Raw genomic sequence first — 24,531 nt, 5'->3', positions numbered from 1 at the left:
CAGTTGGCGGATTTGGAGCAAGAGATAGACCAACAAATCACCTCCGCAATATCTGATTTACAGAATGAAATTGATGACGCAAACACTCAGATATCCGCCAACACATCGGCTATAGCATTAACACAGCGCTATAAACTTACTCAGGACGACGGTACAGCACACCCTACTAACGGATCAACAGCGACATCAGGTGGAACCTACACTGGAGATATTTTGGAATTACCTCCTGGGTACCACAACTTTAATGTTACAGGTGGTCAGACAGCTAACTTGCCGCCGGCTGTTGGGGATGGACAGACTGTCAATGTTCAAATTCACGTAAGGCCAGGCGTTTTCGGGCGAAAAACGATCGACTTTATATTTGGATACGACAACCGGCAGTTTCGCGGGGTAGTACATGGCGCAGACGGCAGCAATTTTAGAGGTTGGGTCGAGGTAGGAGGAACAACAGGAACAATAACGAATGACGACATCGTTGTACAGCTCCAATCAGATATGGCATTGAGACTAACCAAAACGGAAGCCCAAACTAATTATCAGACGATCCTTACTCAAAATGACGGAAAAGGCAGACGGATATCGTCGTTGAATCCTGTACCAACATCGTTCTTGCAACTAAATAAGGTAGGATTTTGGTATCTTACAACAGCTGAAAACAACGCAATGACTGATGCGAGCACATTACCGCCCCGATTGCAAAATAGAGGTATTTGGGTTATTATCCCGGCTTATGATCATTCGTCGGGGTTTGTACAGATTATCATGGTTAGCAGTGCTGCAAACCCTTGTATCGCGTGGCGAAACATCTTCACTGATGGAACATACGGGCAATTCACCGAAATTGCCGATGCAACTCAGTTGCGCAAACTATTGGTTGCACCTGATCACTTCAGCAACTCCTTCTTATCGTTTTCCGAGGGAGTTAAAGAATTGCAAACACCGGACACTCTGACGTTTGGTTATATCACAGATACGCACTATGCCACATATGCAACTAATCGTCTCACTCAAAAACAAGCATCTTTACAGCACTTAAAAAACATCAGTGATCTGCAAAAATATATATCGTTTGATTTTAAAGTGCATGGTGGAGATATCGTTGACGGCGACCAAGCAAAAGCAGGAAATGCCGCAGATATCACGAACGCTATGCGCTTATTTTTTGACGATAGTTGCCCGTCTTTTGTCTGCAAAGGTAACCACGACGATGGAAGCTGGTATGCAAGCGAGCACGGCAACTTATTGTCGGATGTTATTAATCCTAACGAGATGTATGCGCGTATTGTAAAACCGACAGAAAAATATGACATAGAGCAAGATGGTAGCAATCGATCACTAGGGTATTATTACTATGATATTGCAAGACATAAAGCGAGGGTGATCATTCTTAATTCATCAGATAATCCGTATATCGCCAATCCAGATGGTACGAACAAATATGTATCTCAAAACAAGTCAGCATTCCGTCAGGATCAAATAAGTTGGTTTGCAAACGAGGCATTAGCGACTCCCGCGGGATGGAGGGTTATTATTTTTATGCACCATCCGATCAACGGTATTTTTGGGAGCGTTGATCAAATTAACGGCGAGGCCATCAAGGGGCTAATCGAGGCTTATAAAAATGGTTCGAGTTATCAAGGTAGCGGAACAATTACGGATTACGTGTACAATATCAACAAAACATTTTCCACTCCTGGTGATGTGATCGCAGTCATAAGCGGTCATATACACTATGACGCATCGATAACAATTAACGGTGTTTTGTATGTAAGTTGCTTATGTTCGGCAGCATTTAAAGACAACGATCAAAGCCCTACGCGAACGGTAAATACATTGTCCGAAGAAGCTCTCGACGTGTTCGTAGTTGACTTTAACAGCAGAACGTTATACGATAAGCGATTTGGAGCGGGTAGTGATCGTCAATTCTCCTTTTAGCTATGAGCAATAGGACGATACTGCGCAACATCGAGGGAGATAAAAAAAGAGCTGCCGGATCATTCCGACGGCTCTTTTTCCAAAGCAATTTTGACGAGCTCTCGTATTGCTTCACTCCTGCTCTTCAGTTGCCTTTCGTGCCAAAACTTTTCGATCTCCTCGACCGTTTCGTTTGGAAAGGTCACGAGAATCTGAGTGTTTTTTGATTTATCTATCGGCATTCAATCATCTCCTCAAAGGTAGTATAGGTTATATAACTTATATTTGACAACTAGAATGTACGTTTGTATATTAGTTATATAAGTTATATAACCTAGAGGTGATAATATGAATAATGCGAGTGAGCAGCTGTTGTCCGACGTTGTGGCCGTGTTATCTGATAAATTGCCGGAGTTTAATGCTGAACGCACCAAGTCAATCCTATCCGCTGTGATATCCAAATACCATATCAAGAAGGTGGAGGAAAATGAGCCTCATCCTGATTCTGACGAAAAGCTCAGTATGTTCTTGTCGGCGAAGCGGCTGGAAGGGCTTAGCCCGATTACCCTCGCCGGGTACGAGTTGGAGCTTCGAATTTTCTTCCGATACGTTACAAAGCGAATGGAGTCCGTGACTGCGGCAGATATCCGGGCGTACCTGGGCCAGTTCGATCACCTGAAGATGAGTACGGTTGGACGAAAGCTGTCTGTCCTAAAAAGCTTCTTCGGCTGGCTGACGGCCGAGGAGATCATCCCGCGCGATCCGTCAGCGCGTCTCAAGACGCCGAAGCAGGAAAAGCGCTTGCCGAAAGCCTTGACCGTGGCTGAGCTTGAGATGCTAAGGGAGGCCTGCCGTACAGTTCGGCAGCGGGCATTTATCGAGGTGCTGTACGCGACTGGCTGCCGGCTATCTGAAGTGTTCGGGATGAACCGAGCGGCCATCAATCACCAGTCAATGAGTTGCCGGGTTGTTGGGAAAGGAAATAAGGAGAGGGAAGTGTATTTCTCGTTCAAGGCGATGTACCACTTGAACCGGTATCTGGCCAGTCGAACCGATGATGGCGAGGCGCTAATGGTCACGGAGCGGCGGCCTTACCGACGACTCTCTCGCCGGGGAATTCAGCGGGAGATCGATGTTATCGCCCAGGCAGCAGGACTGGCCAGAAAAGTAAGCCCTCACGTACTCCGGCACACCTTCGCGACACTAACGCTTAACAACGGAGCTGAGCTGGTAGCCGTTCAGGAGCTCATGGGGCACTCCGACCCACAAACGACGCTTCGATATGCCCGGATCACGGAGGAGCGCAAACGAGAACAGCATAAAAAATACCTGGTTCAATGACACGCCTAACTGGCGTGTTTTTCTTTTTGCTCTCGGAGCCGATCCGGGGGCTATTACATTTGAAAGGATGATAATGGTGGAAAACTTCGCTAAAGCAATTTTACCGACACTCAGTATCGTAGCTGGATTCTTATTTGGAGGATGGTCGCCGTTGCTCAATATCCTGTTGGCTTTCGTCGTAATCGATTATGTTTCCGGGGTGGCTGCCGCTGCCCAAGAGGGTAAGCTCAGCAGCAGGATCGGCGGGTGGGGGATCGCCAAAAAGGTGATGATCTTTGCCATTGTGGCCGTGGCCCACTTGGTTGATAGCGCCTTGGGTGATGCACATCTATTCCGCGATGCCGCGATATTCTTTTATCTCTCCAATGAGCTACTGAGCCTGCTCGAAAACGCGGGACGGCTTGGTGCGCCGATCCCTCCGGGATTGCAAAAGGCGATTGCGATTCTTCAGGGGAAGGGAGGCTCGACGGACAATGGCTCTGACTCTGGAGTACGTAAAGAGTAAATCGGTCCCGAAGTTATCCGGCCTGCATCCTGTCGTCCGGCAAGCGGCGGAGAGGTTGATAGAACGCTCATTTGCCCGAGGCGTGCCGATCCTGATTACCCAGGGGCTACGGACGATTGCGGAGCAAGACGCCCTATATGCCCAAGGCCGTACCAAGCCCGGGCAGATCGTGACCAACGCCCGCGGCGGCTACAGCAACCATAACTTTGGCGTGGCGATTGATTTTTGCTTACTGATGCCCGATGGTAAAAACGTATCTTGGACCGTCGGCAAAGATTGGATGGGAGTCGTGGAGATCGCCAAGTCTCTCGGTTTTGAGTGGGGAGGCGATTGGAAGAGCTTTAAAGACTATCCGCATTTTGAGATGTGTTTCGGCTTAACCACGGCTCAATACAGGGCGGGACGGAAGCCGACTGAGACGGCCATGGCAAAAGCCCTAGCTAAAATTAATAGGGAGGATGATGAAGGCATGACAGCAGCGGAAAAAGCGGCCTTTGATAAACTGGTAACCAGGGTGGTGGAGCTGGAGAAGGTGACCGCGAAAGTACCGGCACCGAAGTGGTTTGTGGACGAGTTTGGCTCGGCGGACCTGGGCGGATTAATCAGTGAGCCGGAGTTTACGACAGAAGGATGGCGGACGTTGGCCGTTGGATTGCGCAATTCCAAAAAATAGGTTATTATATAAACAAATCCGAAAGAATCGGTAAAAAGCTCCGCTGGCTTTGTGCTGGCGGGGCTTTTTTATGTTTGATAATTACCTTAAGGCGAAATATAATAAGAATATATGTTCGTATTTGGGGTGATAAAATGTTAAGCGATCTTGAAAGAAAACTGCTCCGTGTCCTCTCAAATTATAATCTCCGCACTCATCGTATGCCGACAAAGGCCGAACTGGAGCGAATGATCGGCCGTCGATATGCTGATATCGAGCACGGGCTCAGCGGGTTAGTTGAAAAGGAATATATCTTTTGGCCGGATCGGCCGGCGCTGGAAACGATCGTAATCCTGGAAGCCTGGGAAAGAGACGTGCCGACAACGCCAAAGCCCCGGAACCGGGGTAACAATGTCGATTACTTCATGAACTACTAGCAAAAGACCACGGAAGCATATCGCCTCTGTGGTCTTTTGCTTTATACCTCAATCTCTGCCCATCCGGGCGGGAGCGGATCCGGCTCGACGGGATCCAGCCCCTCCGGCTCAACAACAAGTAAACACGCTTCGTAAATATCGACCAATACGCTGATCGCCTTCGGGCCACCCTCAAACGTTCCGATGGCGATCACTTTACCTTTGCGGCCGCCGTAACCGTTTGGGTGGTCGGCAATAATCTGGATCGGTAAGCCTGGTTTCAAGTCACTTAACTTCATCAGACAACCCTCCATAATTAATGAAGGAAAATTTATTTATTGTTCCCTCATCGAATGTGTGGCTGGGGCGTCTTATTTTAGAATTTTGATACCGCTCGTGATACCGTTTGATACGAAAACGAGACCAAAAGACGAAAAATAAGAACGCTTGTTTGCGCGAAAATGTTGTTTTATGCGCATTCCTGGCCCAATTTCGCTGTGATGAAGTAGAGATGGAAGGTTCCATCGGATAAGTTTAACAATGCAAAGCCCGCTGTCCATATAGGTCAGCGGGCTTTGTTTTTTATACTTGAGACAATATTTCTTTTTTCTTAGCCTCGAATTCTTCGGCACTAATTATACCCTGTTCTTTTAGTTGAGCTAATTTTTCGAGTTTTGTAAATGCATCTTCACCCGATTGGTTTGTCGGAGCAACCGGAGCCGGCTCGTTTTGTAACTTATAAATTAATTGCTCGATTCTTTTTAAATCTTCATAATGTTTGTTATTGTTGATAACTATGGTATTTTCATCGAATAAATAATCATTAGTCTTAGTGAGACGTTTGACCAAAATCAGGATTTCGTATCTATTACTTTTTTACTAATTTCATTGAATTTTTGTTGTCCCTCACTAAAATCCATCTTGGTGAATATAATAATTTGCAATAAATATGTCTCATTAATAGCGTTTCAAATTATGGGGGAAGGAAGAATGGCTGCTCAACCGCAAAAAAACAAACGAAATAAACGGGCGCAAAAAAGCGGACAGAATAATTCCCTTCCCATTTTTCGAGGGAATAAAAAACTGGAACTGACGGTCGCGGCGTTGCTGTTGACCGGGAAACTCAAGGTGGATTCGGTGCAGTTATATACCGATGCCTCTCTATTTGTCAGCCTTGTCGGCAAATTTAAAACTACCGGCAATGACAGTGTCGATAAATTGGTGAATTTTATGAATGAAAACGGAAATATGACCTTAAACGATATTATGGAGGCATTGAAGAAAAAAACAGGCAATTCCGGCTGAATAATATGATTAATCATGAAGGGTGGTTAAAGGAATGAGCGAATTTGACGGAGAAAATTTTGCCAACAATATTCTGCTGATTATTGTGATCACACTGCTGATTTTTGGATCGACGGACATTGAGAATCTATCGGGTGCTCCTACTGCAACATAGTTTTTAATCCTTAGTCAGACAAAAAAGAGGAGAGCGAAAAACGTGCCCGCCTTCACTCCGCACCTTTAGTACGGAAAGGTAGACACGTTTTTATTTATAGTGACTATTTAAAATTGAAACGGGATGATCCGCGTGACATGCTTAACTTCGTCAAGCATCAGCCATACGGCGCCTTCGATCGTCCTGATTTGTACCTTTTCCGGATTTGAACCCCACTTCGGCAAGCCCACGACCGATTCTCCGCTCTCCAATGTCAAGACAACCTCATGCTCCAGTGTGACGGCCATTTTTAATTCGTGCATGCTGTCCATTATGCCACCCTCTCTAAGTATCACTCCATTTTATATCGGAAAAAGGAGCCTGAAACTAAATCCACTCTCCTATTTATCGAAAAATAAGAGAGTGGATTTAGGTTTACCGGCAAGTTAGATATAGACATCTTCGATGGTGATTTCGCGCTCCTTGGACAAATCGATGAATTTGGTATCCGTCTGGATGAGCGGTCTGAAGAAATCGGTCTGATTGGTCATGATGATCGAGCCGACTTCGCCGGTGCTGAGCAGAACTCTTTTGCCGATGAAATTCGGGAGAAGATGGCTGATGAGTGCTTGCGTCGGTTCCGGGCTCAGCTTGCCGAAGCTCAGGCTGTTCAATTCCCGCAGGACGGACAGGAGCTCCCGCTTAGACTGATATACTCTGTTGGAGGTCATAGCGGAGTAAACATCGGCGACGGCCGCGATTTTGGCGAATGGGTGGATTTCGTGTTCGGTCAAGCCTTTGGGGTAACCGCTTCCGTCTTCCCGTTCATGGTGCTGCAAAGCCACGAGAGCGGATAGCTCGTCTCCGGTCGATTTCATAATAATGTCGTGACCGTACACTGTATGACGTTTAATCTCGGCGAATTCGGTTTCCGTAAGTTTGCCGGGTTTATGCAAAATATCCTGGGGCACCATGCTCTTGCCGATATCGATCAAGTATCCCGCTTTCCCTGCGGCATTCGCTTCATCCTTGGGATAACCGAGCCAGGAAGCGATATAATAAGAAAGCATTCCGACTTGCAAAGAGTGGTTATATGTATAGTTGTCGTTGTCATTCACCATAAGCAGAAGAGAAACCACGTCTTTCTGGACCACTAACTGATTCAACATGGGCTGTAGCATTTGATCGACTTTGCGTTCATCAAAAGTACCGCTGGAAAGCGATTCCAGAAAGATCGCTTCAAATCCGTCGACGGCATCGTCAAAATAGGGCTTTACCTTTTGAACGTGCTCCGGAGCACCTTGTGCCACGGGGACCTGGACATCCGGTGTGTGCGGGACGATATCGACATAATCGATACCGTGCTGCATGAGCCTGACGATCGCATCGTTGGTCAGTTCTTTATCCTTCTGGAGGACCAGCACCCCAAAATGATTGAAAACATCGGACTCCAGACGATCGCCCGGACTAAGATCCATAATATGCGCTTTCAAGGATGATGACACCTCAATTATTTACAATTTTCTTTATCATAACAGGAAATAATTGGGTTGACAATTATGATTTTGGGACAAAGGGACTCCGGCGGTTCCCGGGTTAGGTCAGTATTCCCGGTGCCGACGGGTCCCAAGGGCCCAGGCCATGGCCTTTCCACTCGGCGCCGTCTTCCCAGGACTCTTTCTTCCAGATCGGGACGATTTGCTTCAGTCTTTCAATAGCGTAACGGCTGGCTTCGTAGCAGCCCGCCCGATGCGGTGAGGATACCGCGATGACTACGCTAGCCTCGGCAATATCCACCCGGCCGATCCGGTGGCTGATCGCGCAGAGGGTTCCGGGCCACTGCTCGCCGATCTCGGCGCCGATCTGCCGCAATTTGGATAAAGCCATCGGAACATAGGCCTCGTATTCCAAATGGACGGTCCGTTGTTCACCGGTCATCTCGCGCGTCGTACCGGTAAAGGTGAGGGTTGCCCCGTGATTCGCCGTAATGACTTTAGCGGTGACCGCCTCGACGGACAGCTCGTCCTCCGTAATGACGAACAAGCCGTCGGCGCTCTCGTGAGCACGTTTGTCCTCGCTCATAGGTTCTCCGCCCGAGACCGGCGGGATAAGAGCGACCTCGTCCTGCTCGGATATGGGCTGGTAGTCCAAGGCGTATTCCTGGTTGACGGCGACAAAGGACACGGCGATCAGGGAGGAGGCATCGGGGTACGCCTCGGCCAGAAGCCGCTTCAGCCGCCCGGCGTTCATCTCCGTATCTTTGCAGGAAAATTTCAGGCTTGACGTACCGATCCGGTCGGCCAGGCCTGCGAACAGAGATATCGTTATGATCATGTTTATTCACCTCGAATGGATTTGAAACTATTTTAATATATCATATAAAGAAGACAATATTTTATTTTAAGGTATATAATATTTCTTATAAATAATTATTCATTAATTAATCCGGAGTATTCATATAGAGTTGAGATACTTTTATGAGGACAACAAGGAGGCCCGGGTAATGCAGCCGGAGACGGATCAAGAAACGTTAACGATTGTTTTCACCAATGACTTGCACAGCCATTTCGGCGCCATGGGCCGGATTGCCGCCATGGTCGACAACCAGCGGGCCCAGCCCCATACTTCCGTCCTGCTGCTTGATATAGGGGACCATATGGACCGCGCCGCCGTAGAGACGGAAGGGACGATGGGGCAAGCGAATGTCGATGTGCTTAACCTGACAGGATACGATGCGATCACGATCGGGAACAACGAGGGTCTTACCTTTACGCCCGAATTATTGGGCCGAGCCTATGCCGGATTGGCTTGCCCGGTCATTTGCGGCAATATCCGCGAGACGGCCACGGGCCAACCGCCGGAATGGATGAAGGAGCATCTGATCATCCGGCGCGGCGGGCTGACGATCGGTTTGGTCGGCGCAACGGCGTCTTATCCGGCGTTTTACCGTTTGCTTGGCCTTGAAGCGCTCGACCCGAAAGTCGCGATCGCCGCATCGGTACGTAAGCTGCGGGAACAGGCCGATCTGATCGTGGTCCTGTCCCATTTGGGTCTTCCGATGGACCGGGAGCTCGCGGAGACGGTTCCCGGCATCGATCTGATCATCGGCGGGCACACGCATCATTTGCTGGAGGAGCCGCTGTTCGTCGGAACGACGGCCATCACGGCCGCGGGCAAATTCGGCCGGTATCTCGGAACCGTCACTGTTAGGAAGGATCCCGCGAGCGGCAAACCGGTTATCGCGGGCGGACGCTGTATCCCGGTGGAAGCGGGTGCGGAAAGCAGCAGTGTCGTAAATGCTATCGCCATTCACCGGAAAGCGGCCAAGCGGCGGTTAAACCGTACCGTCGCCGTGACCGAGCGGGAGCTGCCCGTCCGTTATGATGCCGAATCGGCGTTCGGCAATCTTTTGGCGCAAGCGGTGAGAAGATATACGGGCAGCGAGCTGGCGATAGTAAACAGCGGTCAACTGCTTGCCGATCTGCCCGCAGGGGAGATCAGCGAAGGGATGCTGCATGAACGCTGCCCGTCTCCCATCAATCCCTGCCGGATGGCACTGAGCGGGGAGGACATTTTGTACAGCCTGGAGGAATCTCTCCTTGTGGATATTAACACAAAGGCCATCTCCGGCTTCGGTTTCCGCGGCAAAGTCCTCGGCGGCATCTGCGTGGACGGGATGGAGATCGTGCACGACCCGGCCGGACGGCCTTTTCATAAAATCATTCGGGCCAGCGTCCAGGGGGTACCGATTTCCCCGGAGAAAACGTATATCGTCGGGACGTTGGATATGTTTACGTTCGGGATCGGCTACGAACGGTTGAAGAACGGCGAGGATTTGCAGTATTTGCTGCCCGATTTTATCAGGGACCTGCTTAAAACCGAACTTCAAACGGCCGGCGCGGTGGAAAACTGCTTCCTGCCAAGATGGAAAATAGACCGGGTATAAAAACTTTGGATGCATTCCGGATGATTACATAGTATTCTATAATAATAGAAGTTTTTTCTATTTTCGCAATATGCACCTTAAGATGACAGCAAACAATGAGACGGATGTGGTTCTTTGCGCCTAATACCTGTGAGCTCTTTACAGCCCGGCATGAAGCTCGGCAAAAAAATATACAGTGAAGACGGAGTCGTATTATTATCGGAAAACGCGGAGCTTAGCGAGGCGATTATCCGCCGCTTGCGCGCCCATGGGCTGGATTTGGTCTATGTCGCCGATCCGCGGACCGATGACATCGTCATTCAGGATATGATCGAGGATGAGACGCGACGACGGGCGCTCCGGGAAATCCGTACCAGCTTTAAAGAAATGATGCAGCCCGCCGTAAAAGGCATCGTTTACCCGCGTTTGGGAAAAGCATTTACCAATCTGGTCGAATCCATCATGGACGATCTCAGCTCGCGCGAAGACGCTATGATTATGATGATGAACATCAACAGTATGGATCAGTATTTATACCGGCATTCTTTGAATGTTTGCGTTTATACCATTTTACTGGGACAGATTCATGGTTACAGCAAGGATGATTTAACTCTGCTTGGCCTCGGGGCGATGCTTCACGATATCGGGAAAACCAAACTCCCGCTCGAATTGCTCAACAAACCGTCGCGCTTAACCGACGCGGAGTTCGAACAGATCAAAAAGCATCCGGAAATAGGCTTCCGGCTGCTCAAGGATGAGCCCGGGATCCCGCTGAAATCCGCGCACTGCGCGTTCCAGCATCATGAGCGGATCAACGGGACCGGCTACCCGCGGGGGCTGAAGGGAGAGGAAATCTCCGAATTCGCCCGCTGGATCGCAATTACCGACGCATACGACGCCATGACGACTCATCGCGTATACCGTCCTGCCATGCTTCCCCACCAAGCGTTGGAAGTGCTGTATACCGGCAGCGGGGAATGGTATGAGAAATCCAAGCTGGAGGTGTTCCGTGACCATGTGGCCATCTATCCGCTCGGAATGACGGTGACGCTGAACACCGGCGAGAAAGGCGTTGTGGTAAAGATTCATAAGGATGTTCCGCACCGTCCCGTGATCCGCATTCTGAACGATCCGCTTGGCGCGGAAGTGAAGTCGCCTTTCGATGTGGACTTAAGAAATCAGTTATCCGTAGTGATTACGAATGTCGACGGAATGGAAGATAAACCGGAGGGCTGATCTCTTAACGGCCATCGGACAAAAGCGGAGAGGCTGCACCGGCAGGTGCATTTTCTCCTTTTTTAGGTTAATAAATGAAATAAGGTGAGAAAATGATGAAAATAGACAATCATAATACGGATGAGCTCCGCGACATATCCCCGAGCTACGATCCTTGGGACCCGATCGTGTCGCTGCGCGAATTCGGCCGGCATGTGCTGACCAGTGTGGAAATGACGGTTACCAATCTCTGCAATATGCGCTGCGAGCATTGCGCGGTCGGCGACAGCCTCGTGCTCAAGGAGCCGGAGCAAATTCCTTTGTCCTTGATGCTGAAATCGCTGGACCAGGTGGAGAATTTGCGTACAATCAGCATTACGGGAGGGGAACCGACCTTCCGCCGCCAGACGGTGGACGAGGTGATTGTGCCGCTGCTGCAATACGCCAAATCGCGGGGGATCCGCTCTCAGATCAACTCCAATTTAACGCTGGATTACGAGCGGTACGAGAAGCTGCTTCCTTATCTGGACGTAATGCATATATCGTTCAACTATACCAGCGAGCGCGATTTCCATGAGGTCGGATTTGCCCGCAGCGGCCACCCGGTGAATGCCGAGACCGCCTACCGCATGTATAACAAAATGATGGAGAATGCCCGGAGACTAAGCGAAGCGGGAATGTTCATTTCTGCGGAGTCGATGATCAATTACCGCACCCACGAAAAGCTGCCGGAAATACACCGGCTGATCGTCGAGATGGGCTGCCGCCGCCATGAAGTTCATCCGATGTACGCGGCCGATTTTGCCGAAGGCTTGCCGGTGCTTCCTTTGGCGGATATGCGCCGGGCCATTCATTCCCTGCTGGACGACCGCGATCCCGACCTGTGGATGCTGTTCGGCACGCTGCCGTTCTTTGCCTGCAACGGCAATGGCGAGGACGCGGAATTGCTGCGGCGATTGCGCAAGGAGCCGAACGTCACGGTCCGGAACGACCCGGACGGCAGAAACCGGGTCAATGTCAATATGTTCACCGGCGATGTTTATGTGACCGACTTTGCGGCCATTCCGGCGTTCGGCAATGTGAAGGAAGCGAAGCTGGACGATATATTCGCCAAATGGCGGGACGATCATCCGCTGAACCGGAAAGTCAACTGCCACTGCGACGCGGTGGGATGCTGCGGACCGAATTTGCTGGTCGCCGACATGTATTATAAAGATATCGATTTCAAATCCCGTACAGCGATCACACTATAGAAAGAAGGCAACGTTACATGCACTATGCCATAACCCAGGCGCATACCGATTTTGAATTCGGCAAACTGTTCTTGAACTTGTTTATCGTTCTCATTCTCGTGCTGATGAACGGCTTTTTTGTCGCTGCGGAATTCTCGCTCGTCAAGGTGCGTCAATCGCGGCTGACGCAGCTCGTCAGCGAAGGCAATAAACGCGCCGTTTACGCGCTAAGGGTCAATAAGAAGCTGGATGCCTATTTGTCGGCAACCCAGCTCGGGATTACGCTGGCTTCGCTCGGACTCGGCTGGGTCGGGGAGCCGGCCGTTTCCGAACTGCTGATCGAGCCATTAATGCACAAAATGGGGGTTTCCGATCCGACTTTGATTTCGACCGTTTCGGTGGCGGTCGGGTTTGCGATCATTACGTTTCTACATATCGTTATCGGCGAACTGGCTCCGAAATCGATCGCGATCCAGAAGTCGGAGACCGCTTCGCTCTGGCTTTCCGCTCCGCTGCTGTTCTTCTATAAGCTGTTTCTGCCGGTCATTTGGCTGCTGAATACGGCCGCGAACTCCATGATCCGTCTGATCGGCATCGAGCCGGCGGGCGAAGGGGAAGCGGCTCACTCCGAAGAGGAAATTCGCATTCTGATGAATCAGAGCGCGAAAAGCGGGGTGATCGACAAGGACGAAATGAAGCTGATGGACAATATTTTCGATTTCTCGGATATGCTCGCCCGTGAAGTCATGCTGCCCCGCACCGATATGGACTGCCTGTACACGAATCTGTCCTGGGAAGAAAACATGAAGATCGTCGCGGACACGAAGCATTCGCGCTACCCTGTGGCCGTGGAAGATAAGGACCAGATCATCGGGTTTGTGCATATCACGGACCTGTTGCTGCCGGAGTCCGATCATCCGCTGAATCTGGCCGATATGGTGCGGCCGATTCTCAATGTACCCGAATCGATGGAGGTCAGCCACGTGCTGCGGCTGATGCAGAAGAAGCATTCCCAGCTAACACTGGTCGTCGACGAATACGGGGGAACGGCCGGGCTGCTGACGGTCGAGGAAATTCTCGAGGAAATCGTCGGCGATCTGCATGACGAATTCGAGGATGAGCGCCCCGAGGTGGAGAAGCTCGGCGAGGGCGTCTATTCCGTCGACGGCCGCATGCTGCTCGAAGACGTCAACGACCTGATGGGGATCGACATTGAAGACGAGGAGGTCGATTCCGTCGGCGGCTGGCTGTTCAAGGAGCTGGACGGCGTGCCGGCGAAGGGCAAGAAAAAGGTCGTCGGCGATGTCACCTTTGAAGTCGCGGAATCCGGCCGGCTGCGGATTACCCGGGTGAAGCTGATTAAGCAAAAAGCGCCGGACAAAGGCCAGCAGGAATTTGAGCCGGGGGTATAACCGGCGGCATTCAATCAAGGGCTGTCTCTCAAGGTACAACACCATGAGAGACAGCCTTATTTGCGCCGGCTGAATGTCCCTCGGCATTTTCCTGCGGGATTTTGCCTTTTTCTTAAGAAACCGGGTTCATAATCTGGGCGAATGTCATATGTTAATGATGAGGAGGCGAAGGAAGACCTTGTCCTTTGCCGATACAGGAAATCCCGTAAAGGAGGAACCTCATTTGAGTTTTCCCAATGAGCATTCTTATGCTCCGTTTATCGGCCCCTTTGATCCATGCCCTCCCATTACCTGTAAAACCTTCAGCACTCCGCCGCAGTTATATATTTGCTTTCAGCCGTTGAACCTGCCGCAATTTACTCCCGAAGAAGCTTTAAGGCATGGAACTTTGTGGCCCGCTTTGTACAGTCCCTATGAATCCAGATGGGGAAAAGGACGGTGATGACATGAATTCCACTTCCAAACCGAATTACGATCCGGAGTACTACGCATTGCTGGAGAAGCTGCAGGCGCTTGATTTTGTGCTGGTTGAGCTCAATCTGTTTCTCGACACGCATCCGGACGACTTGGCTTCCATTCAGCAGTTCAATCAATTGACTCAGGAAAGAACGCAGCTGGCCAACCATTTTCAGCAGCTTTATGGTCCATTGCAAAATTTCGGCCGCGCCTATTCCAAGTTCCCGTGGCAATGGTCGGAACCCCCATGGCCGTGGCAGGTATAACTACCTGCCTATCTTTAGCTGCACAGAATGTCTAAAGGAGGTTAACGCAAAGCAATGTGGATCTATGAGAAAAAGCTGCAATATCCGGTCCGTGTGGGCAAATGTGATATCGGTATGGCTAAATTGCTCCAAGAGCAGTATGGAGGAGCCGATGGAGAATTGGCCGCCGCCCTGCGTTACATGAATCAAAGATATACGATCCCGGATAAGGTAATCGGTGTACTCAACGATATAGCCACCGAGGAATTCGCACACCTGGAAATGATTGCCACCATGGTCTATAAGCTGACGAAGGATGCAACTATGGAAGAGTTGAAGGCGGCAGGATTGGCTCCCCATTATGTCAACCATGATAAGGCTCTTTTCTACGAAAATGCCAGCGGAGTACCGTTTACGGCTACTTATATCCAAGCCAAAGGCGACCCGATCGCCGACCTCTATGAGGATATTGCGGCGGAAGAAAAGGCCCGGGCTACATACCAGTGGCTGATCGACATGACCGATGACGTCGACCTGCAGGACGGCCTGAAATTCCTGCGCGAGCGCGAGGTCGTCCACTCGATGCGTTTCCGCGAAGCGGTGGAAATCCTGAAGGACAGCCGGGATCAGAAACGGATATTTTAACGAACGGATAGAAGAAGCCTATACGCTGTAGAGGTAAGGTGATACCATGTCGAAGTCAAAACGGGGAAAGGCGCTCTGGAATCTGCCGTCCCGGGGACGGGGGACCTGTCCGGTATGCGGAAGCAAGCGGATTAAACTGCTTTATACAAAGACAACCAGCTCCGGGCAGCCGCTGAAGGTGTGCAAAAAATGCTTCAATGCCTCGCAGGAGAGAATTGATGCGGCAAGTCAGGCTATTGCCAATTAGTTTGCGAATGAGCGAAAAAGGGAGTGAGCCGGCGGACAGCCTGTTCACTCCTTTTTTTTGCTATATTTTCCTGAAAGACGATTTCCACGTAGAACGGTATAATTACAGGGATATCACTTACCTTGAAAGAAGGTGAAGCCATGAAAATACTGCTTGTGGATAATTACGATTCCTATACCTATAACCTGTTTCAGCTCATAGCCCAAGTCAACGGGGAAGAACCTGCGGTCATCAGGAACGACAAACTGAATTGGGCTCAATTATCAAGATATGATTTTGACGCGGCCATTATCTCTCCCGGGCCGGGGCGGCCCGAAATACTCCGCGATTTCGGGGTGAGCGAATCGGTTATTCTTCATTCCGGTGTACCTGTGCTTGGCGTATGTCTGGGGCATCAGGGGATCGGTTACCTCTATGGCGCCAAAATTTCGCAAACCCCGCAAATCATGCATGGGGGAATCAGCGGGATAAAGCATACGGGGAACGGGCTTTTTCAAGGAATTCCCCAGCAGTTCCGGGCGGTACGTTATCATTCCTTGATGGTTCGGGATGTTCCTGATGGCGAGCTGGAAATCACGGCCTGGTCGGAAGACAACGTGATCATGGGCATACGTCACCGCAAGAAGCCGATCTACGGCATCCAGTTTCATCCCGAATCCATCTGCACCGAATATGGAGACCGGATTATCGGGAATTTCATCGCTCTGGCGAAAAAATTCTATAAAGACCACCCGAAATCGCGCGCACCGCGCCGAATTCCGCTGAAACCGCTGCATGCGCCGGAGAACAGGCACGGGAAGGACATAAAAGTCCATAATGATATACCCGATGATGAACCCGCCCGCGTCATCGTCCGCAAAATTGAGGGATTTACCGACCCGGAGCGGGTTTTCACCGAATGGATTCACGACAGGGACACCTATTCCTTTTGGCTGGACAGCAGCAAGACGGATTCCGATTCGGCCCGGTTTTCATATATGGGAAATACTTTGGGGGCCTTCAGCCAAATCGTCAATTACGATGTAGCCCGCAAAATCGTTACGATCACCCGGGGAGGCATAACGACACAGGAAAAGATGACGATTTATGAATACCTGGAGCGGCAATTGGCCCGATTAAAGGTTGAAACCGAAGTTCCATTCCCGCTAAACGGCGGGTTTGTCGGATACCTGGGTTATGAGTTGAAGGCTGATTCCGGAGGGGCTGAGGCCCATGTATCCGGAATGCGGGACGGGGGAGTGGTGCTGGCGGACCGTATGGTTATTTTTGATCATCGGGAACAATGCATGTATTTGCTTTGCCTGGTAGCGGACCAAGAGGACAGTCCGGGAAACAAGCTCAACCTAATGTGGCTCGGCGAGATGGAGCACCGGTTGCGGTTTCGGGGGATGACGTCCAATTTGGAAAAACGCTCCGGCGAAGCGGCGACTCCCGAAGCGCCGGTATCCGTACAAAAGCTTGAATTTAAGCTAAACCGCAGCTACCGCGAATATATCGGGGATATCCTCGAGGCACAGCGGTTTTTGCGGCAGGGAGAATCGTACGAAATCAATTTGACGAATGAACTGGAGGTTTCCTGTGCCGTCGACCCGCTACAACTGTATTTGATCTTAAGGAAGATGAACCCGGCCCCTTACTCGGCTTATTTGGCCTTCGGGGACGTTCAAGTGCTGAGCTCGTCGCCGGAATGCTTCATTCAGGTGGACCGGGAGGGCGCAGTCCGGGCTAAACCGATCAAAGGAACGTCAGGCAGGGGAAGCACCCCCGAACAGGACCGCGAACTCATTCGCGGGCTGGCTGAGAGCGTAAAGAACCGGGCGGAAAATCTGATGATTACCGATTTGCTGCGCAATGATTTGGGACAAGTATGCGAGATAGGGAGCATCAAGGTGCCGAAGCTGATGCATATTGAGACTTACCAGACCGTGCATCAGATGGTAACCACCGTGTCGGGCAAGCTGAAGCGGGGAACCAACGCCGTAGCCTGCATCGCTGCGGCTTTTCCGGGAGGCTCGATGACCGGAGCGCCGAAGATCCGAAGCATGGAGCTGATCGACAAGCTGGAGCACCGCCCGCGCGGAATCTATTCCGGCGGGATCGGATATTTCGCGTTGAACGGAGCGGCCGATTTTAATATCGTGATCCGCACGATCGTTTGCCATCAGGACAAGCTGACCATCGGCGTGGGAGGGGCCATTACAGTGCTTTCCGATCCGGAGGAGGAGTATGACGAGATGCTGTTGAAAGCCCGGGCCCTGATCAAGGCCATCGTCCTGACGGCGTTCGGGAGCTATGATCCGGAGAAGTATTACATCCTGGGAGACCGCGATCCCGTCCCGGCATTAAATATGATTTCCGATGCAAATAGTATTAAATAATTCAACTACTTTCTGAAAATAATGCTACAATAGAGGCCGAAGGCAGTTTAGTTTTTCGCAAAGGAGCACTAGCGTATGTCAAAGATAATCAAGACTTTAACCATTGCCGGCAGCGATTCCAGCGGCGGAGCAGGGATTCAGGCGGACCTGAAGACCTTTGAAGAATACGGCACCTACGGATTCAGCGCCTTGACTTGTATCGTCACGATGGACCCGGAGCGGGGCTGGCATCATAGCGTTTATCCGATGGATGAAGGCCTGGTGGCCGAGCAGCTCAAAACCGTGTTCGCGGGCGGACCTGTCGATGCCATGAAAACGGGGATGCTCGGCAGCGTGCCGATCATCGAAGTCGTGGAGAAGACGCTGCGCCAGCACGGCCAAAAAAATGTCGTCATCGATCCCGTCATGGTCTGCAAAGGGGAGGACGAGGTTCTCAATCCCGAAAGCGCGGATGCGATTCGCGATTTGCTGGTGCCTTTGGCGACGGTCGTTACGCCGAACCTGTTTGAGGCGGGTGTACTATCCGGCCTGGGCCGCTTGACTACTTTGGACGAGATGAAAAAGGCGGCGGAGATCATTCACGAACGCGGCGCCGCGAACGTGGTGATCAAGGGCGGCAAGGCGCTGGAAGGCGATAAAGCGATCGATCTGTTCTATGACGGCGAGGAATTTACCGTCCTGGAGACGGAAAAAATCGAACCCGCCCATAACCACGGTGCGGGCTGCACTTTTGCGGCGGCGGTCACCGGCGGGCTGGCAAGCGGCTTAACCGTGAAGGAGGCCGTGGCCAAGGCGAAGAAATTCGTGACGGCCGCGATCCGTTCGGGCTATCAGTTTAACGAATATGTCGGCCCCGTGTTCCATGCGGGTTACCGGTTGAACGGAGAATAAGGAAGAACAAAATTTATTTTTAATAGGCCGATCGGCATGAAATACGCCGGATCGGCTTTTTTTTGCTGTGCAAATTTTAACTCTCATACTTATTTATCCTAAGCGCAAAAATAAACATCGGTGGTGTTGCAGATATGTTGTCATTTATCAAAAGAGTGCTCATCGGTCAGCCGCTTAAATCAACAGCACTCGGCGAACAAAAGTTGAATAAAACAAAAGCGTTGGCCATTTTGTCTTCGGATGCATTATCCTCCGTGGCTTACGGACCGGAACAGATTTTGCTCGTCTTGGTCACGATCGGCGCGGCTGCGTTTTGGTACTCGGTCCCGATCGGCGTCGGCATTCTGATCCTGCTGCTGGCCCTCGTGCTGTCATACCGGCAGGTTATCTACGCTTACCCCCACGGCGGGGGAGCATATGTCGTGTCGAAGGAAAATCTCGGAGTAAACGCCGGCCTCCTCGCAGGCGGTGCTTTATTGGTCGATTATATTTTAACGGTGGCGGTCAGCATTTCCGCGGGCACCGACGCCATCACGTCGGCGTTTCCGTCGCTGCATCCTTACAATGTGCTTATCGCTTGCGGGCTGGTCGTGCTGATTACGATTTTGAATCTCCGCGGACTTACCGAATCGGCATCCATTTTGGCTTATCCGGTTTATTTATTCGTCCTTGCGATGTTTATCCTGATCGTTGTAGGATTGTATCAAATCGCGGTCGGCCATGTTCCGCCTCATCTGCATGAGCCGCTCGGGACTCCGGTGTCTGGACTTACCCTCTTCCTGCTGTTAAAGGCTTTCGCCTCGGGCAGCTCGGCCTTGACCGGTGTCGAAGCGATCTCCAACGCGATTCCCAACTTCAAGGACCCGGCGCCCAAGAACGCCGCGAAAACGCTGGCGGCCATGGGCTTGCTGCTGGCCCTGCTGTTCTCGGGCATCGTCTGGCTGGCTTATTATTACGGAATCTCCCCGAAGGCGGAGGAAACCGTCGTATCCCAGATCGCTTCCGCGACCTTCGGCAGAAACCTGTTGTATTACGTAATCCAGGGGATCACCGCCATGATTCTGGTGCTGGCCGCCAATACAGGATATTCGGCGTTTCCGCAGCTTGCGGTGAATCTGGCGAAGGACAAATATATCGCCAGAATGTTTACCGTACGCGGAGACCGGCTCGGTTATTCGAACGGGATATTGTTTCTGGCGGTGGCTTCGATCCTTTTGATCATCGTCTTTAAAGGCCGGACGGAGCATTTGATTCCGCTGTACGCGGTGGGCGTATTTATTCCGTTCACGCTGGCGCAAACCGGCATGCTGGTGAAATGGTTCCGCGAAAGACCGCCGGGCTGGGGGATCAAATTAACGATCAACGCGGTAGGGGCGCTGATCAGCTTCACCGTCATGATGATCTTTTTTATCACGAAATTTCCGCAGGTCTGGCCTGCGCTCATCTTCTTGCCGGGGATCGTGTTCTTTTTCCACAAGATCAACAAGCATTATATGGACGTGGGGGATCAATTAAGAATTACGACCTGCGAGCCTTCCGTTCCCGTCGAAGGGAATGTGATGGTCATTCCGGTGGCAGGAATTACGCATGTGGTGGAGAATACCCTGAATTACGCGAAATCGCTCCATCCCGAGCAAATTATCGCCGTATACGTAGCTTTTGAGAAAGAGGCGGAAAAACAATTCGAGGAAAGATGGAATCAGTGGCATCCCGAAATCCGGCTGGTCACGTTGTTTTCCCAGTACAGGAGCATCATTCAGCCCTTGACCAAATTCGTTGATACGGTCGAGCACAAAGCGATGGAATCGAATTATAAGGTAACGGTGCTGATTCCCCAGTTCATCCCGAAGAAACGGTGGCATAACGCACTTCATAACCAGTCCAGCTTTCTCATTCGCGCCTTTTTGCTGTACCGGAGAGATTTGATCGTAACCACAGTACCTTATCATTTGAAAAAATAATAAAAAAGGGGATGAGGCTATGAAACTGATGTTCATATCCGATGTACACGGTTCGCTGCATTGGCTCAACCGCGCGATGGAGAAGGTCGAGGCGGAGGCTCCGGACCAAATCGTTCTGCTGGGGGATTTCCTAAACCACGGTCCGCGGAATCCGCTGCCCGAAGGGTATAACCCGGGGCAGGTGGCGGAAACGCTGAACCGGAACAAGGACCAAGTGATCGCCGTAAGAGGGAACTGCGACTCCGAGGTCGATCAAATGCTGCTGGAGTTCCCGATGATGGCGGATTATGCGATGCTGTTTCACGAGGGCCGCCGCATATATGTTACTCACGGTCACGGATACAGCATGGAACAGCTGCCCCCGCTGAGGCCCGGCGATGTGTTTATCCAAGGACATACGCATATTCCGGTAGCCGACCGCAAGGAAGGGATCTATGTGCTGAACCCGGGCTCCATCGCGCTGCCGAAGGGAAATTTCCCGCATTCCTACGGCGTTCTTGCGAACGGAGAATTTCAGGTGAAAGATTTTGAGGGCGGGATCGTGAAACGGATATTATTCTGATATTTTTTAGGGCATTAAGCCAAAATCGTCCGCACCAGCTCGGTCATGCCGTCCCAGGAATCCTTGAGGATAAAATCCTCTTGGACCTGAGCGTTCCAGGGGCGGGGAATCATAATCGTGTGCTTCCCCGCTTGCTTGGCGGCGATCAGGTTATGCGGCCCGTCGTCGATCAACAGATCGAAATCGAGCAAATATTTGCGCTTGGCGACAAAGAAGTTCTCGAACGGAATGAACGGCAAATGCTTCTGCAGCCAATTCCACTTTTCCGGGACCGATGCCGGGCGCGCCGCGGTGACGATGATCACGTCAAAATCCGCCGTCATTCTCCGGATTTCCTCCACGGTATATTCATCGAAAATTTCCAATTCCTCAAATAATCCCGGCCTGCCGAAAAATATATTTTCCGAACAGGAGGGGTGCCAAATGCCGCTGAGGTCGAAGCTGACGATCTGTTCCATCGTTAATGGGAGATCGGGGTACAATAAATTATGATAATGGATCGCTTTCGGTATCAGATGGCAAATCGTATCGTCCATATCGATGGCGACTATTTTTTTGCTCATGTTGGCGCACTTCTCCCCGGATGTTAAGATATTGATATCATGAAATAATTTCATCGTCATTGTATAGGACTCGACGCGAAATGGCAAATATTTGGCCGGATTGCAATCTACTACAGACAGGAAGGAATTGTTGGAGATGGAGACGACGACTACGAACAGGCTGTACAAACCCGAAGCCATGATCTTCGACATGGACGGAACGCTATTCAAGACGGAGACCCTGCTGATCCCCGCTTATCATGAGCTGTTTGACCGGCTGCGGGAGGAGAATTTGTACGAGGGAGAAACCCCGCCCGAAGAATTGATGCTAAGCTGCCTCGGCATGCTGCTGGAGGATATATGGCGAAAAGTCATCCCGGACTCCAGCGAAGCGGTTCGCCGCCGTGCGGATGAGCTGCTGCTGGAGCTGGAGCTCGCCGGGCTGAAGGAATACGCTACGGAATTGTATCCCGGCGTGAAGGATACGCTGGAGGCGCTAAGCGAGCGGGGAGTCAGACTGTTCGTGGCCAGCAACGGTCTGGAGCATTATGTCAAGGGAGTGGCGGAAGCCCACGGGATTCATCACCTGTTCGAAGGCATATACAGTGCCGGCGAATATTTGACGGCCTCCAAGGTCGAGCTTGTACGGCTTTTGCTCGACAACCACGGCATCCATAGCGCCTGGATGGTCGGAGACCGCTCCTCCGACGTGGAGGCGGGCAAGAAGAACGGGCAGGCCGTGGTCGGCTGCGCGTATGCCGGCTTCGGACAAGGCCCGGAGCTGACCGGTTCCGATGTATTGATCACCTCCTTCAAGGAACTGATCCGGCTGTACGATCAGGCGGAGAAGTCCTGAATTTTGATAAAATCCGGTAACGCCGGGTAAAACCGCGGAGCCGCTCTTCCTTACGGGGAAGAGCCGGCTCCGCGTTTATACATCCACATCGCATATTCCAGCGGTTTGACGATGGCGCTCCGGTAAGCTTCCGCGTCCCCGATCTGGCTGAATACCTCCCGGGCCGGTTTGGGGTTGACCTCAAGCACATAAACCCGGCCGCTTCGGTCGATGGCGAGGTCCAAGGCCAATTCGCACAAGGCCTCATAAGTGGCTTCCAAATAAGCGGCGATCTCCAGACTCAGCCTCTCGGCGGTGCGGCGGATTTCGAGCCGCCTGTCTTCGTTCGAAACCACCTGGGCAAGCAGACGCTGCATCGAAATCGCCTGGCCGCCGCCGTGCAGGTTCGAGGTGACGCTACGGGCGGGCCCGACCCGGCCGGCGCCGCCGGTTACCTCCCACTCCCCTTTTCCGTTCTTTTGCACGAGCATCCGGTAATCGTGCACGCGTCCGTTCGGCAGCTTGATATGAATGCCCTGTTGAGCCACATACCGGCCGCTCCCTTTCCAGCTTTGGAGAAAAGCGCCCAGCCGGGATTTATGGACCTTTTGTGCGGGAATAATTTTCCGGTTCAGCCTTCTGCCCTGGATTAGGAACATGTCGCCACCGAGCTTTTCCACCCGTAAAATCCCCCGCCCGCCGGTGCCGTTAATCGGTTTGACGTAGACGGTGTCATGGTTTTTGAGCAGCCGGAAGGCGTCTCCGCTGTTTCGATATAATACCGTCTCGGGCAAATGGGGGCGGAAAGCGGATTTGCGAGACAAGGTTTGATAAATCGTCCATTTATCCCGGAGCGGACGGTTCAGGAAGGTCAGGTTGCCGTACCGTGCCCGGAATCTCTTCAATTGTTCGAACCGGCGGCTGCGCTGGATCCGGCAGCGGTCGAATATGAGGTTGGGGAAGCCGCGCCATTTCCGCGACCATTTTTTCTGTTTCGGGTCATAAACCAGGGCGTTGATCATATTCTTTTTTTCGTATACATCCATCGGGGTGAACACAAAAATATCCAGGCCGATTCTTTGGCCCTCCGTAATCATCCTTTGATAAATATGGCGCTCTTCCAGTTGCTTCTTATCGTTCAAGTACAGCGTTAAAATGCCGAGAACAGGTTGTGACACGGGTTGATTCACCTTCTTTGCAAAGTGTAGGCGGCGTGATGGAGTTCCGGGGACGCCGGCATCGGCATCCAGCCCTCCGGCTTTTTCTCCAGCATCAGCTCGGGCTTGCCGCCGGGGGTTTTGGCAAGGCCGCCGGCGGCAAAACCGGCCCGGAAGCACATCTTCAGGCAGGAGATGTTATCCGGGGCGACGCGGAAGGAGAGCTTCCCGAGCGTGCTTAGCTGCCGGGAGAGCAGGCCGGAACCGAGGCCGCGGCCCCGGTACAGCGGATGAACGACGACGAGGCCGATCCCGCGTCCGTATTCCGTAATACAGGAGAGCCCGGCGATCCGCGGACCGTCCTCCGTTTGTACGGTAGCGAGCAGGAGGGAAGCCCCGGGCAAGAGCAGATCCCGGCCGGTGAGCCTCATCAGCGCCCGGTAGGTCCCGGCGGAAATCCCTTTTCGCCCGAACCTGTGCACAAAAGCCAACATCTCCGCGTGCTGCTGCTCCCAAACCGCGCCTTCACCGGGCCGCCATGCTGTGATTCTCATGCAGGATC

At 51.7% G+C, this 24,531-nt stretch carries 28 protein-coding genes; 19 read left to right on the top strand and 9 right to left on the bottom strand.

Annotated features, from left to right (window positions below; all coding sequences use genetic code 11):
* A partial coding sequence (locus V3851_RS24060; RefSeq protein ID WP_331846305.1) for a metallophosphoesterase family protein occupies positions 1-1,935 on the top strand: 1,935 nt, incomplete at its 5' end.
* Positions 1,936-1,994: 59 nt separating this feature from the next.
* On the opposite strand, the gene V3851_RS24055 is transcribed toward V3851_RS24060, so the two are convergent.
* Positions 1,995-2,156 (bottom strand): CopG family ribbon-helix-helix protein, encoded by a 162-nt coding sequence (locus V3851_RS24055; RefSeq protein ID WP_331848996.1) that lies wholly within the window; start codon positions 2,154-2,156, stop codon positions 1,995-1,997.
* A gap of 106 nt (positions 2,157-2,262) precedes the next feature.
* Here V3851_RS24055 and V3851_RS24050 point away from each other — a divergent pair, with 106 nt between their 5' ends.
* The 4 genes from V3851_RS24050 (at position 2,263) to V3851_RS24035 (ending at position 4,849) form a co-directional block, all read left to right on the top strand.
* Positions 2,263-3,255: a tyrosine-type recombinase/integrase gene (locus V3851_RS24050; protein ID WP_331848995.1), complete on the top strand. Its 993-nt coding sequence runs from the start codon at positions 2,263-2,265 to the stop codon at positions 3,253-3,255.
* Positions 3,256-3,322: 67 nt separating this feature from the next.
* A complete protein-coding gene (locus V3851_RS24045; RefSeq protein WP_414859351.1) occupies positions 3,323-3,760 on the top strand; it encodes a phage holin family protein in 438 nt (145 codons plus the stop codon).
* Entirely contained in the window at positions 3,729-4,433 is a 705-nt protein-coding gene (locus tag V3851_RS24040; RefSeq protein WP_331848993.1) for a M15 family metallopeptidase, read from the top strand. The genes V3851_RS24045 and V3851_RS24040 overlap by 32 nt, the downstream gene beginning before the upstream one ends.
* Positions 4,434-4,567: 134 nt before the next feature.
* A complete protein-coding gene (locus V3851_RS24035) occupies positions 4,568-4,849 on the top strand; it encodes a hypothetical protein (RefSeq protein WP_331848992.1) in 282 nt (93 codons plus the stop codon).
* A 41-nt stretch (positions 4,850-4,890) separates the two neighbouring features.
* On the opposite strand, the gene V3851_RS24030 is transcribed toward V3851_RS24035, so the two are convergent.
* Together V3851_RS24030 and V3851_RS24025 are read right to left on the bottom strand one after the other, a co-directional pair.
* Positions 4,891-5,127 (bottom strand): hypothetical protein, encoded by a 237-nt coding sequence (locus V3851_RS24030; RefSeq protein ID WP_331848991.1) that lies wholly within the window; start codon positions 5,125-5,127, stop codon positions 4,891-4,893.
* A 283-nt stretch (positions 5,128-5,410) separates the two neighbouring features.
* Entirely contained in the window at positions 5,411-5,677 is a 267-nt protein-coding gene (locus V3851_RS24025) for an SHOCT domain-containing protein (protein ID WP_331848990.1), read from the bottom strand.
* 141 nt (positions 5,678-5,818) lie between these two features.
* On the opposite strand from V3851_RS24025, the gene V3851_RS24020 reads away from it, so the two are divergent.
* A complete protein-coding gene (locus V3851_RS24020; protein WP_331848989.1) occupies positions 5,819-6,133 on the top strand; it encodes a hypothetical protein in 315 nt (104 codons plus the stop codon).
* Positions 6,134-6,394: 261 nt separating this feature from the next.
* On the opposite strand, the gene V3851_RS24015 is transcribed toward V3851_RS24020, so the two are convergent.
* The 3 genes from V3851_RS24015 to V3851_RS24005 all read right to left on the bottom strand — a co-directional run bounded on the left by V3851_RS24015 (position 6,395) and on the right by V3851_RS24005 (position 8,600).
* Positions 6,395-6,598 (bottom strand): hypothetical protein, encoded by a 204-nt coding sequence (locus tag V3851_RS24015; protein ID WP_331848988.1) that lies wholly within the window; start codon positions 6,596-6,598, stop codon positions 6,395-6,397.
* A 114-nt stretch (positions 6,599-6,712) separates the two neighbouring features.
* Positions 6,713-7,759: an HD-GYP domain-containing protein gene (locus V3851_RS24010; protein ID WP_331848987.1), complete on the bottom strand. Its 1,047-nt coding sequence runs from the start codon at positions 7,757-7,759 to the stop codon at positions 6,713-6,715.
* 103 nt (positions 7,760-7,862) lie between these two features.
* Positions 7,863-8,600 (bottom strand): molybdenum cofactor biosynthesis protein, encoded by a 738-nt coding sequence (locus V3851_RS24005; protein ID WP_331848986.1) that lies wholly within the window; start codon positions 8,598-8,600, stop codon positions 7,863-7,865.
* A 169-nt stretch (positions 8,601-8,769) separates the two neighbouring features.
* On the opposite strand from V3851_RS24005, the gene V3851_RS24000 reads away from it, so the two are divergent.
* The 12 genes from V3851_RS24000 to yfcE all read left to right on the top strand — a co-directional run bounded on the left by V3851_RS24000 (position 8,770) and on the right by yfcE (position 21,435).
* Positions 8,770-10,212: a bifunctional metallophosphatase/5'-nucleotidase gene (locus tag V3851_RS24000; RefSeq protein ID WP_331848985.1), complete on the top strand. Its 1,443-nt coding sequence runs from the start codon at positions 8,770-8,772 to the stop codon at positions 10,210-10,212.
* A 114-nt stretch (positions 10,213-10,326) separates the two neighbouring features.
* A complete protein-coding gene (locus tag V3851_RS23995; RefSeq protein WP_331848984.1) occupies positions 10,327-11,427 on the top strand; it encodes an HD-GYP domain-containing protein in 1,101 nt (366 codons plus the stop codon).
* Positions 11,428-11,522: 95 nt separating this feature from the next.
* The gene (yfkAB, locus tag V3851_RS23990) at positions 11,523-12,659 is read left to right on the top strand and encodes a radical SAM/CxCxxxxC motif protein YfkAB (protein WP_331848983.1); all 1,137 of its coding nucleotides are present in this window, start codon (positions 11,523-11,525) and stop codon (positions 12,657-12,659) included.
* Between the two features lie 17 nt (positions 12,660-12,676).
* Positions 12,677-14,050, top strand: coding sequence for a hemolysin family protein (locus V3851_RS23985; protein ID WP_331848982.1), 1,374 nt, complete (start codon positions 12,677-12,679; stop codon positions 14,048-14,050).
* A 223-nt stretch (positions 14,051-14,273) separates the two neighbouring features.
* Positions 14,274-14,492: a spore coat associated protein CotJA gene (locus V3851_RS23980; RefSeq protein ID WP_331848997.1), complete on the top strand. Its 219-nt coding sequence runs from the start codon at positions 14,274-14,276 to the stop codon at positions 14,490-14,492.
* 4 nt (positions 14,493-14,496) lie between these two features.
* The gene (locus tag V3851_RS23975) at positions 14,497-14,772 is read left to right on the top strand and encodes a spore coat protein CotJB (protein ID WP_331848981.1); all 276 of its coding nucleotides are present in this window, start codon (positions 14,497-14,499) and stop codon (positions 14,770-14,772) included.
* Positions 14,773-14,826: 54 nt separating this feature from the next.
* Positions 14,827-15,396: a manganese catalase family protein gene (locus tag V3851_RS23970; RefSeq protein WP_331848980.1), complete on the top strand. Its 570-nt coding sequence runs from the start codon at positions 14,827-14,829 to the stop codon at positions 15,394-15,396.
* A 46-nt stretch (positions 15,397-15,442) separates the two neighbouring features.
* Positions 15,443-15,643 carry a hypothetical protein gene (locus V3851_RS23965; RefSeq protein WP_331848979.1) on the top strand — a complete coding sequence of 67 codons (201 nt, stop codon included), beginning with the start codon at positions 15,443-15,445 and terminating at the stop codon, positions 15,641-15,643.
* A 140-nt stretch (positions 15,644-15,783) separates the two neighbouring features.
* Entirely contained in the window at positions 15,784-18,021 is a 2,238-nt protein-coding gene (gene pabB / locus V3851_RS23960; protein ID WP_331848978.1) for an aminodeoxychorismate synthase component I, read from the top strand.
* Positions 18,022-18,096: 75 nt separating this feature from the next.
* Positions 18,097-18,912, top strand: a complete 816-nt coding sequence (gene thiD / locus V3851_RS23955) for a bifunctional hydroxymethylpyrimidine kinase/phosphomethylpyrimidine kinase (RefSeq protein WP_331848977.1) — start codon at positions 18,097-18,099, stop codon at positions 18,910-18,912.
* Between the two features lie 134 nt (positions 18,913-19,046).
* Positions 19,047-20,873: an APC family permease gene (locus tag V3851_RS23950; protein WP_331848976.1), complete on the top strand. Its 1,827-nt coding sequence runs from the start codon at positions 19,047-19,049 to the stop codon at positions 20,871-20,873.
* 19 nt (positions 20,874-20,892) lie between these two features.
* Positions 20,893-21,435, top strand: a complete 543-nt coding sequence (yfcE, locus tag V3851_RS23945; protein ID WP_331848975.1) for a phosphodiesterase — start codon at positions 20,893-20,895, stop codon at positions 21,433-21,435.
* A 14-nt stretch (positions 21,436-21,449) separates the two neighbouring features.
* On the opposite strand, the gene V3851_RS23940 is transcribed toward yfcE, so the two are convergent.
* Positions 21,450-21,998 (bottom strand): 5' nucleotidase, NT5C type, encoded by a 549-nt coding sequence (locus V3851_RS23940; RefSeq protein ID WP_331848974.1) that lies wholly within the window; start codon positions 21,996-21,998, stop codon positions 21,450-21,452.
* A gap of 136 nt (positions 21,999-22,134) precedes the next feature.
* On the opposite strand from V3851_RS23940, the gene V3851_RS23935 reads away from it, so the two are divergent.
* Positions 22,135-22,833 (top strand): HAD family hydrolase, encoded by a 699-nt coding sequence (locus tag V3851_RS23935; protein WP_331848973.1) that lies wholly within the window; start codon positions 22,135-22,137, stop codon positions 22,831-22,833.
* A gap of 50 nt (positions 22,834-22,883) precedes the next feature.
* Here the strand turns inward: V3851_RS23935 and V3851_RS23930 are convergent, their stop codons facing one another.
* A complete protein-coding gene (locus V3851_RS23930) occupies positions 22,884-23,990 on the bottom strand; it encodes a YheC/YheD family endospore coat-associated protein (protein ID WP_331848972.1) in 1,107 nt (368 codons plus the stop codon).
* Between the two features lie 8 nt (positions 23,991-23,998).
* Positions 23,999-24,523, bottom strand: coding sequence for an N-acetyltransferase (locus V3851_RS23925; protein WP_331848971.1), 525 nt, complete (start codon positions 24,521-24,523; stop codon positions 23,999-24,001).
* Positions 24,524-24,531 lie beyond the last annotated feature (8 nt).

The sequence above is a fragment of the Paenibacillus haidiansis genome, from assembly GCF_036553665.1.
Classification (GTDB): Bacteria; Bacillota; Bacilli; order Paenibacillales; family Paenibacillaceae; genus Fontibacillus; species Fontibacillus haidiansis.
This window is presented reverse-complemented; position numbering and strand designations above follow the sequence as displayed.

Coding starts and splice junctions, on each gene's coding strand:
- V3851_RS24055 (WP_331848996.1), bottom strand. CDS start 2,156: ATGCCGATAGATAAATCAAAAAACACTCAGATTCTCGTGACCTTTCCA.
- V3851_RS24050 (WP_331848995.1), top strand. CDS start 2,263: ATGAATAATGCGAGTGAGCAGCTGTTGTCCGACGTTGTGGCCGTGTTA.
- V3851_RS24045 (WP_414859351.1), top strand. CDS start 3,323: ATGATAATGGTGGAAAACTTCGCTAAAGCAATTTTACCGACACTCAGT.
- V3851_RS24040 (WP_331848993.1), top strand. CDS start 3,729: ATGGCTCTGACTCTGGAGTACGTAAAGAGTAAATCGGTCCCGAAGTTA.
- V3851_RS24035 (WP_331848992.1), top strand. CDS start 4,568: ATGTTAAGCGATCTTGAAAGAAAACTGCTCCGTGTCCTCTCAAATTAT.
- V3851_RS24030 (WP_331848991.1), bottom strand. CDS start 5,127: ATGAAGTTAAGTGACTTGAAACCAGGCTTACCGATCCAGATTATTGCC.
- V3851_RS24020 (WP_331848989.1), top strand. CDS start 5,819: ATGGCTGCTCAACCGCAAAAAAACAAACGAAATAAACGGGCGCAAAAA.
- V3851_RS24015 (WP_331848988.1), bottom strand. CDS start 6,598: ATGGACAGCATGCACGAATTAAAAATGGCCGTCACACTGGAGCATGAG.
- V3851_RS24005 (WP_331848986.1), bottom strand. CDS start 8,600: ATGATCATAACGATATCTCTGTTCGCAGGCCTGGCCGACCGGATCGGT.
- V3851_RS24000 (WP_331848985.1), top strand. CDS start 8,770: ATGCAGCCGGAGACGGATCAAGAAACGTTAACGATTGTTTTCACCAAT.
- yfkAB (WP_331848983.1), top strand. CDS start 11,523: ATGAAAATAGACAATCATAATACGGATGAGCTCCGCGACATATCCCCG.
- V3851_RS23985 (WP_331848982.1), top strand. CDS start 12,677: ATGCACTATGCCATAACCCAGGCGCATACCGATTTTGAATTCGGCAAA.
- V3851_RS23975 (WP_331848981.1), top strand. CDS start 14,497: ATGAATTCCACTTCCAAACCGAATTACGATCCGGAGTACTACGCATTG.
- V3851_RS23970 (WP_331848980.1), top strand. CDS start 14,827: ATGTGGATCTATGAGAAAAAGCTGCAATATCCGGTCCGTGTGGGCAAA.
- V3851_RS23965 (WP_331848979.1), top strand. CDS start 15,443: ATGTCGAAGTCAAAACGGGGAAAGGCGCTCTGGAATCTGCCGTCCCGG.
- pabB (WP_331848978.1), top strand. CDS start 15,784: ATGAAAATACTGCTTGTGGATAATTACGATTCCTATACCTATAACCTG.
- thiD (WP_331848977.1), top strand. CDS start 18,097: ATGTCAAAGATAATCAAGACTTTAACCATTGCCGGCAGCGATTCCAGC.
- V3851_RS23950 (WP_331848976.1), top strand. CDS start 19,047: ATGTTGTCATTTATCAAAAGAGTGCTCATCGGTCAGCCGCTTAAATCA.
- yfcE (WP_331848975.1), top strand. CDS start 20,893: ATGAAACTGATGTTCATATCCGATGTACACGGTTCGCTGCATTGGCTC.
- V3851_RS23940 (WP_331848974.1), bottom strand. CDS start 21,998: ATGAGCAAAAAAATAGTCGCCATCGATATGGACGATACGATTTGCCAT.
- V3851_RS23935 (WP_331848973.1), top strand. CDS start 22,135: ATGGAGACGACGACTACGAACAGGCTGTACAAACCCGAAGCCATGATC.
- V3851_RS23925 (WP_331848971.1), bottom strand. CDS start 24,523: ATGAGAATCACAGCATGGCGGCCCGGTGAAGGCGCGGTTTGGGAGCAG.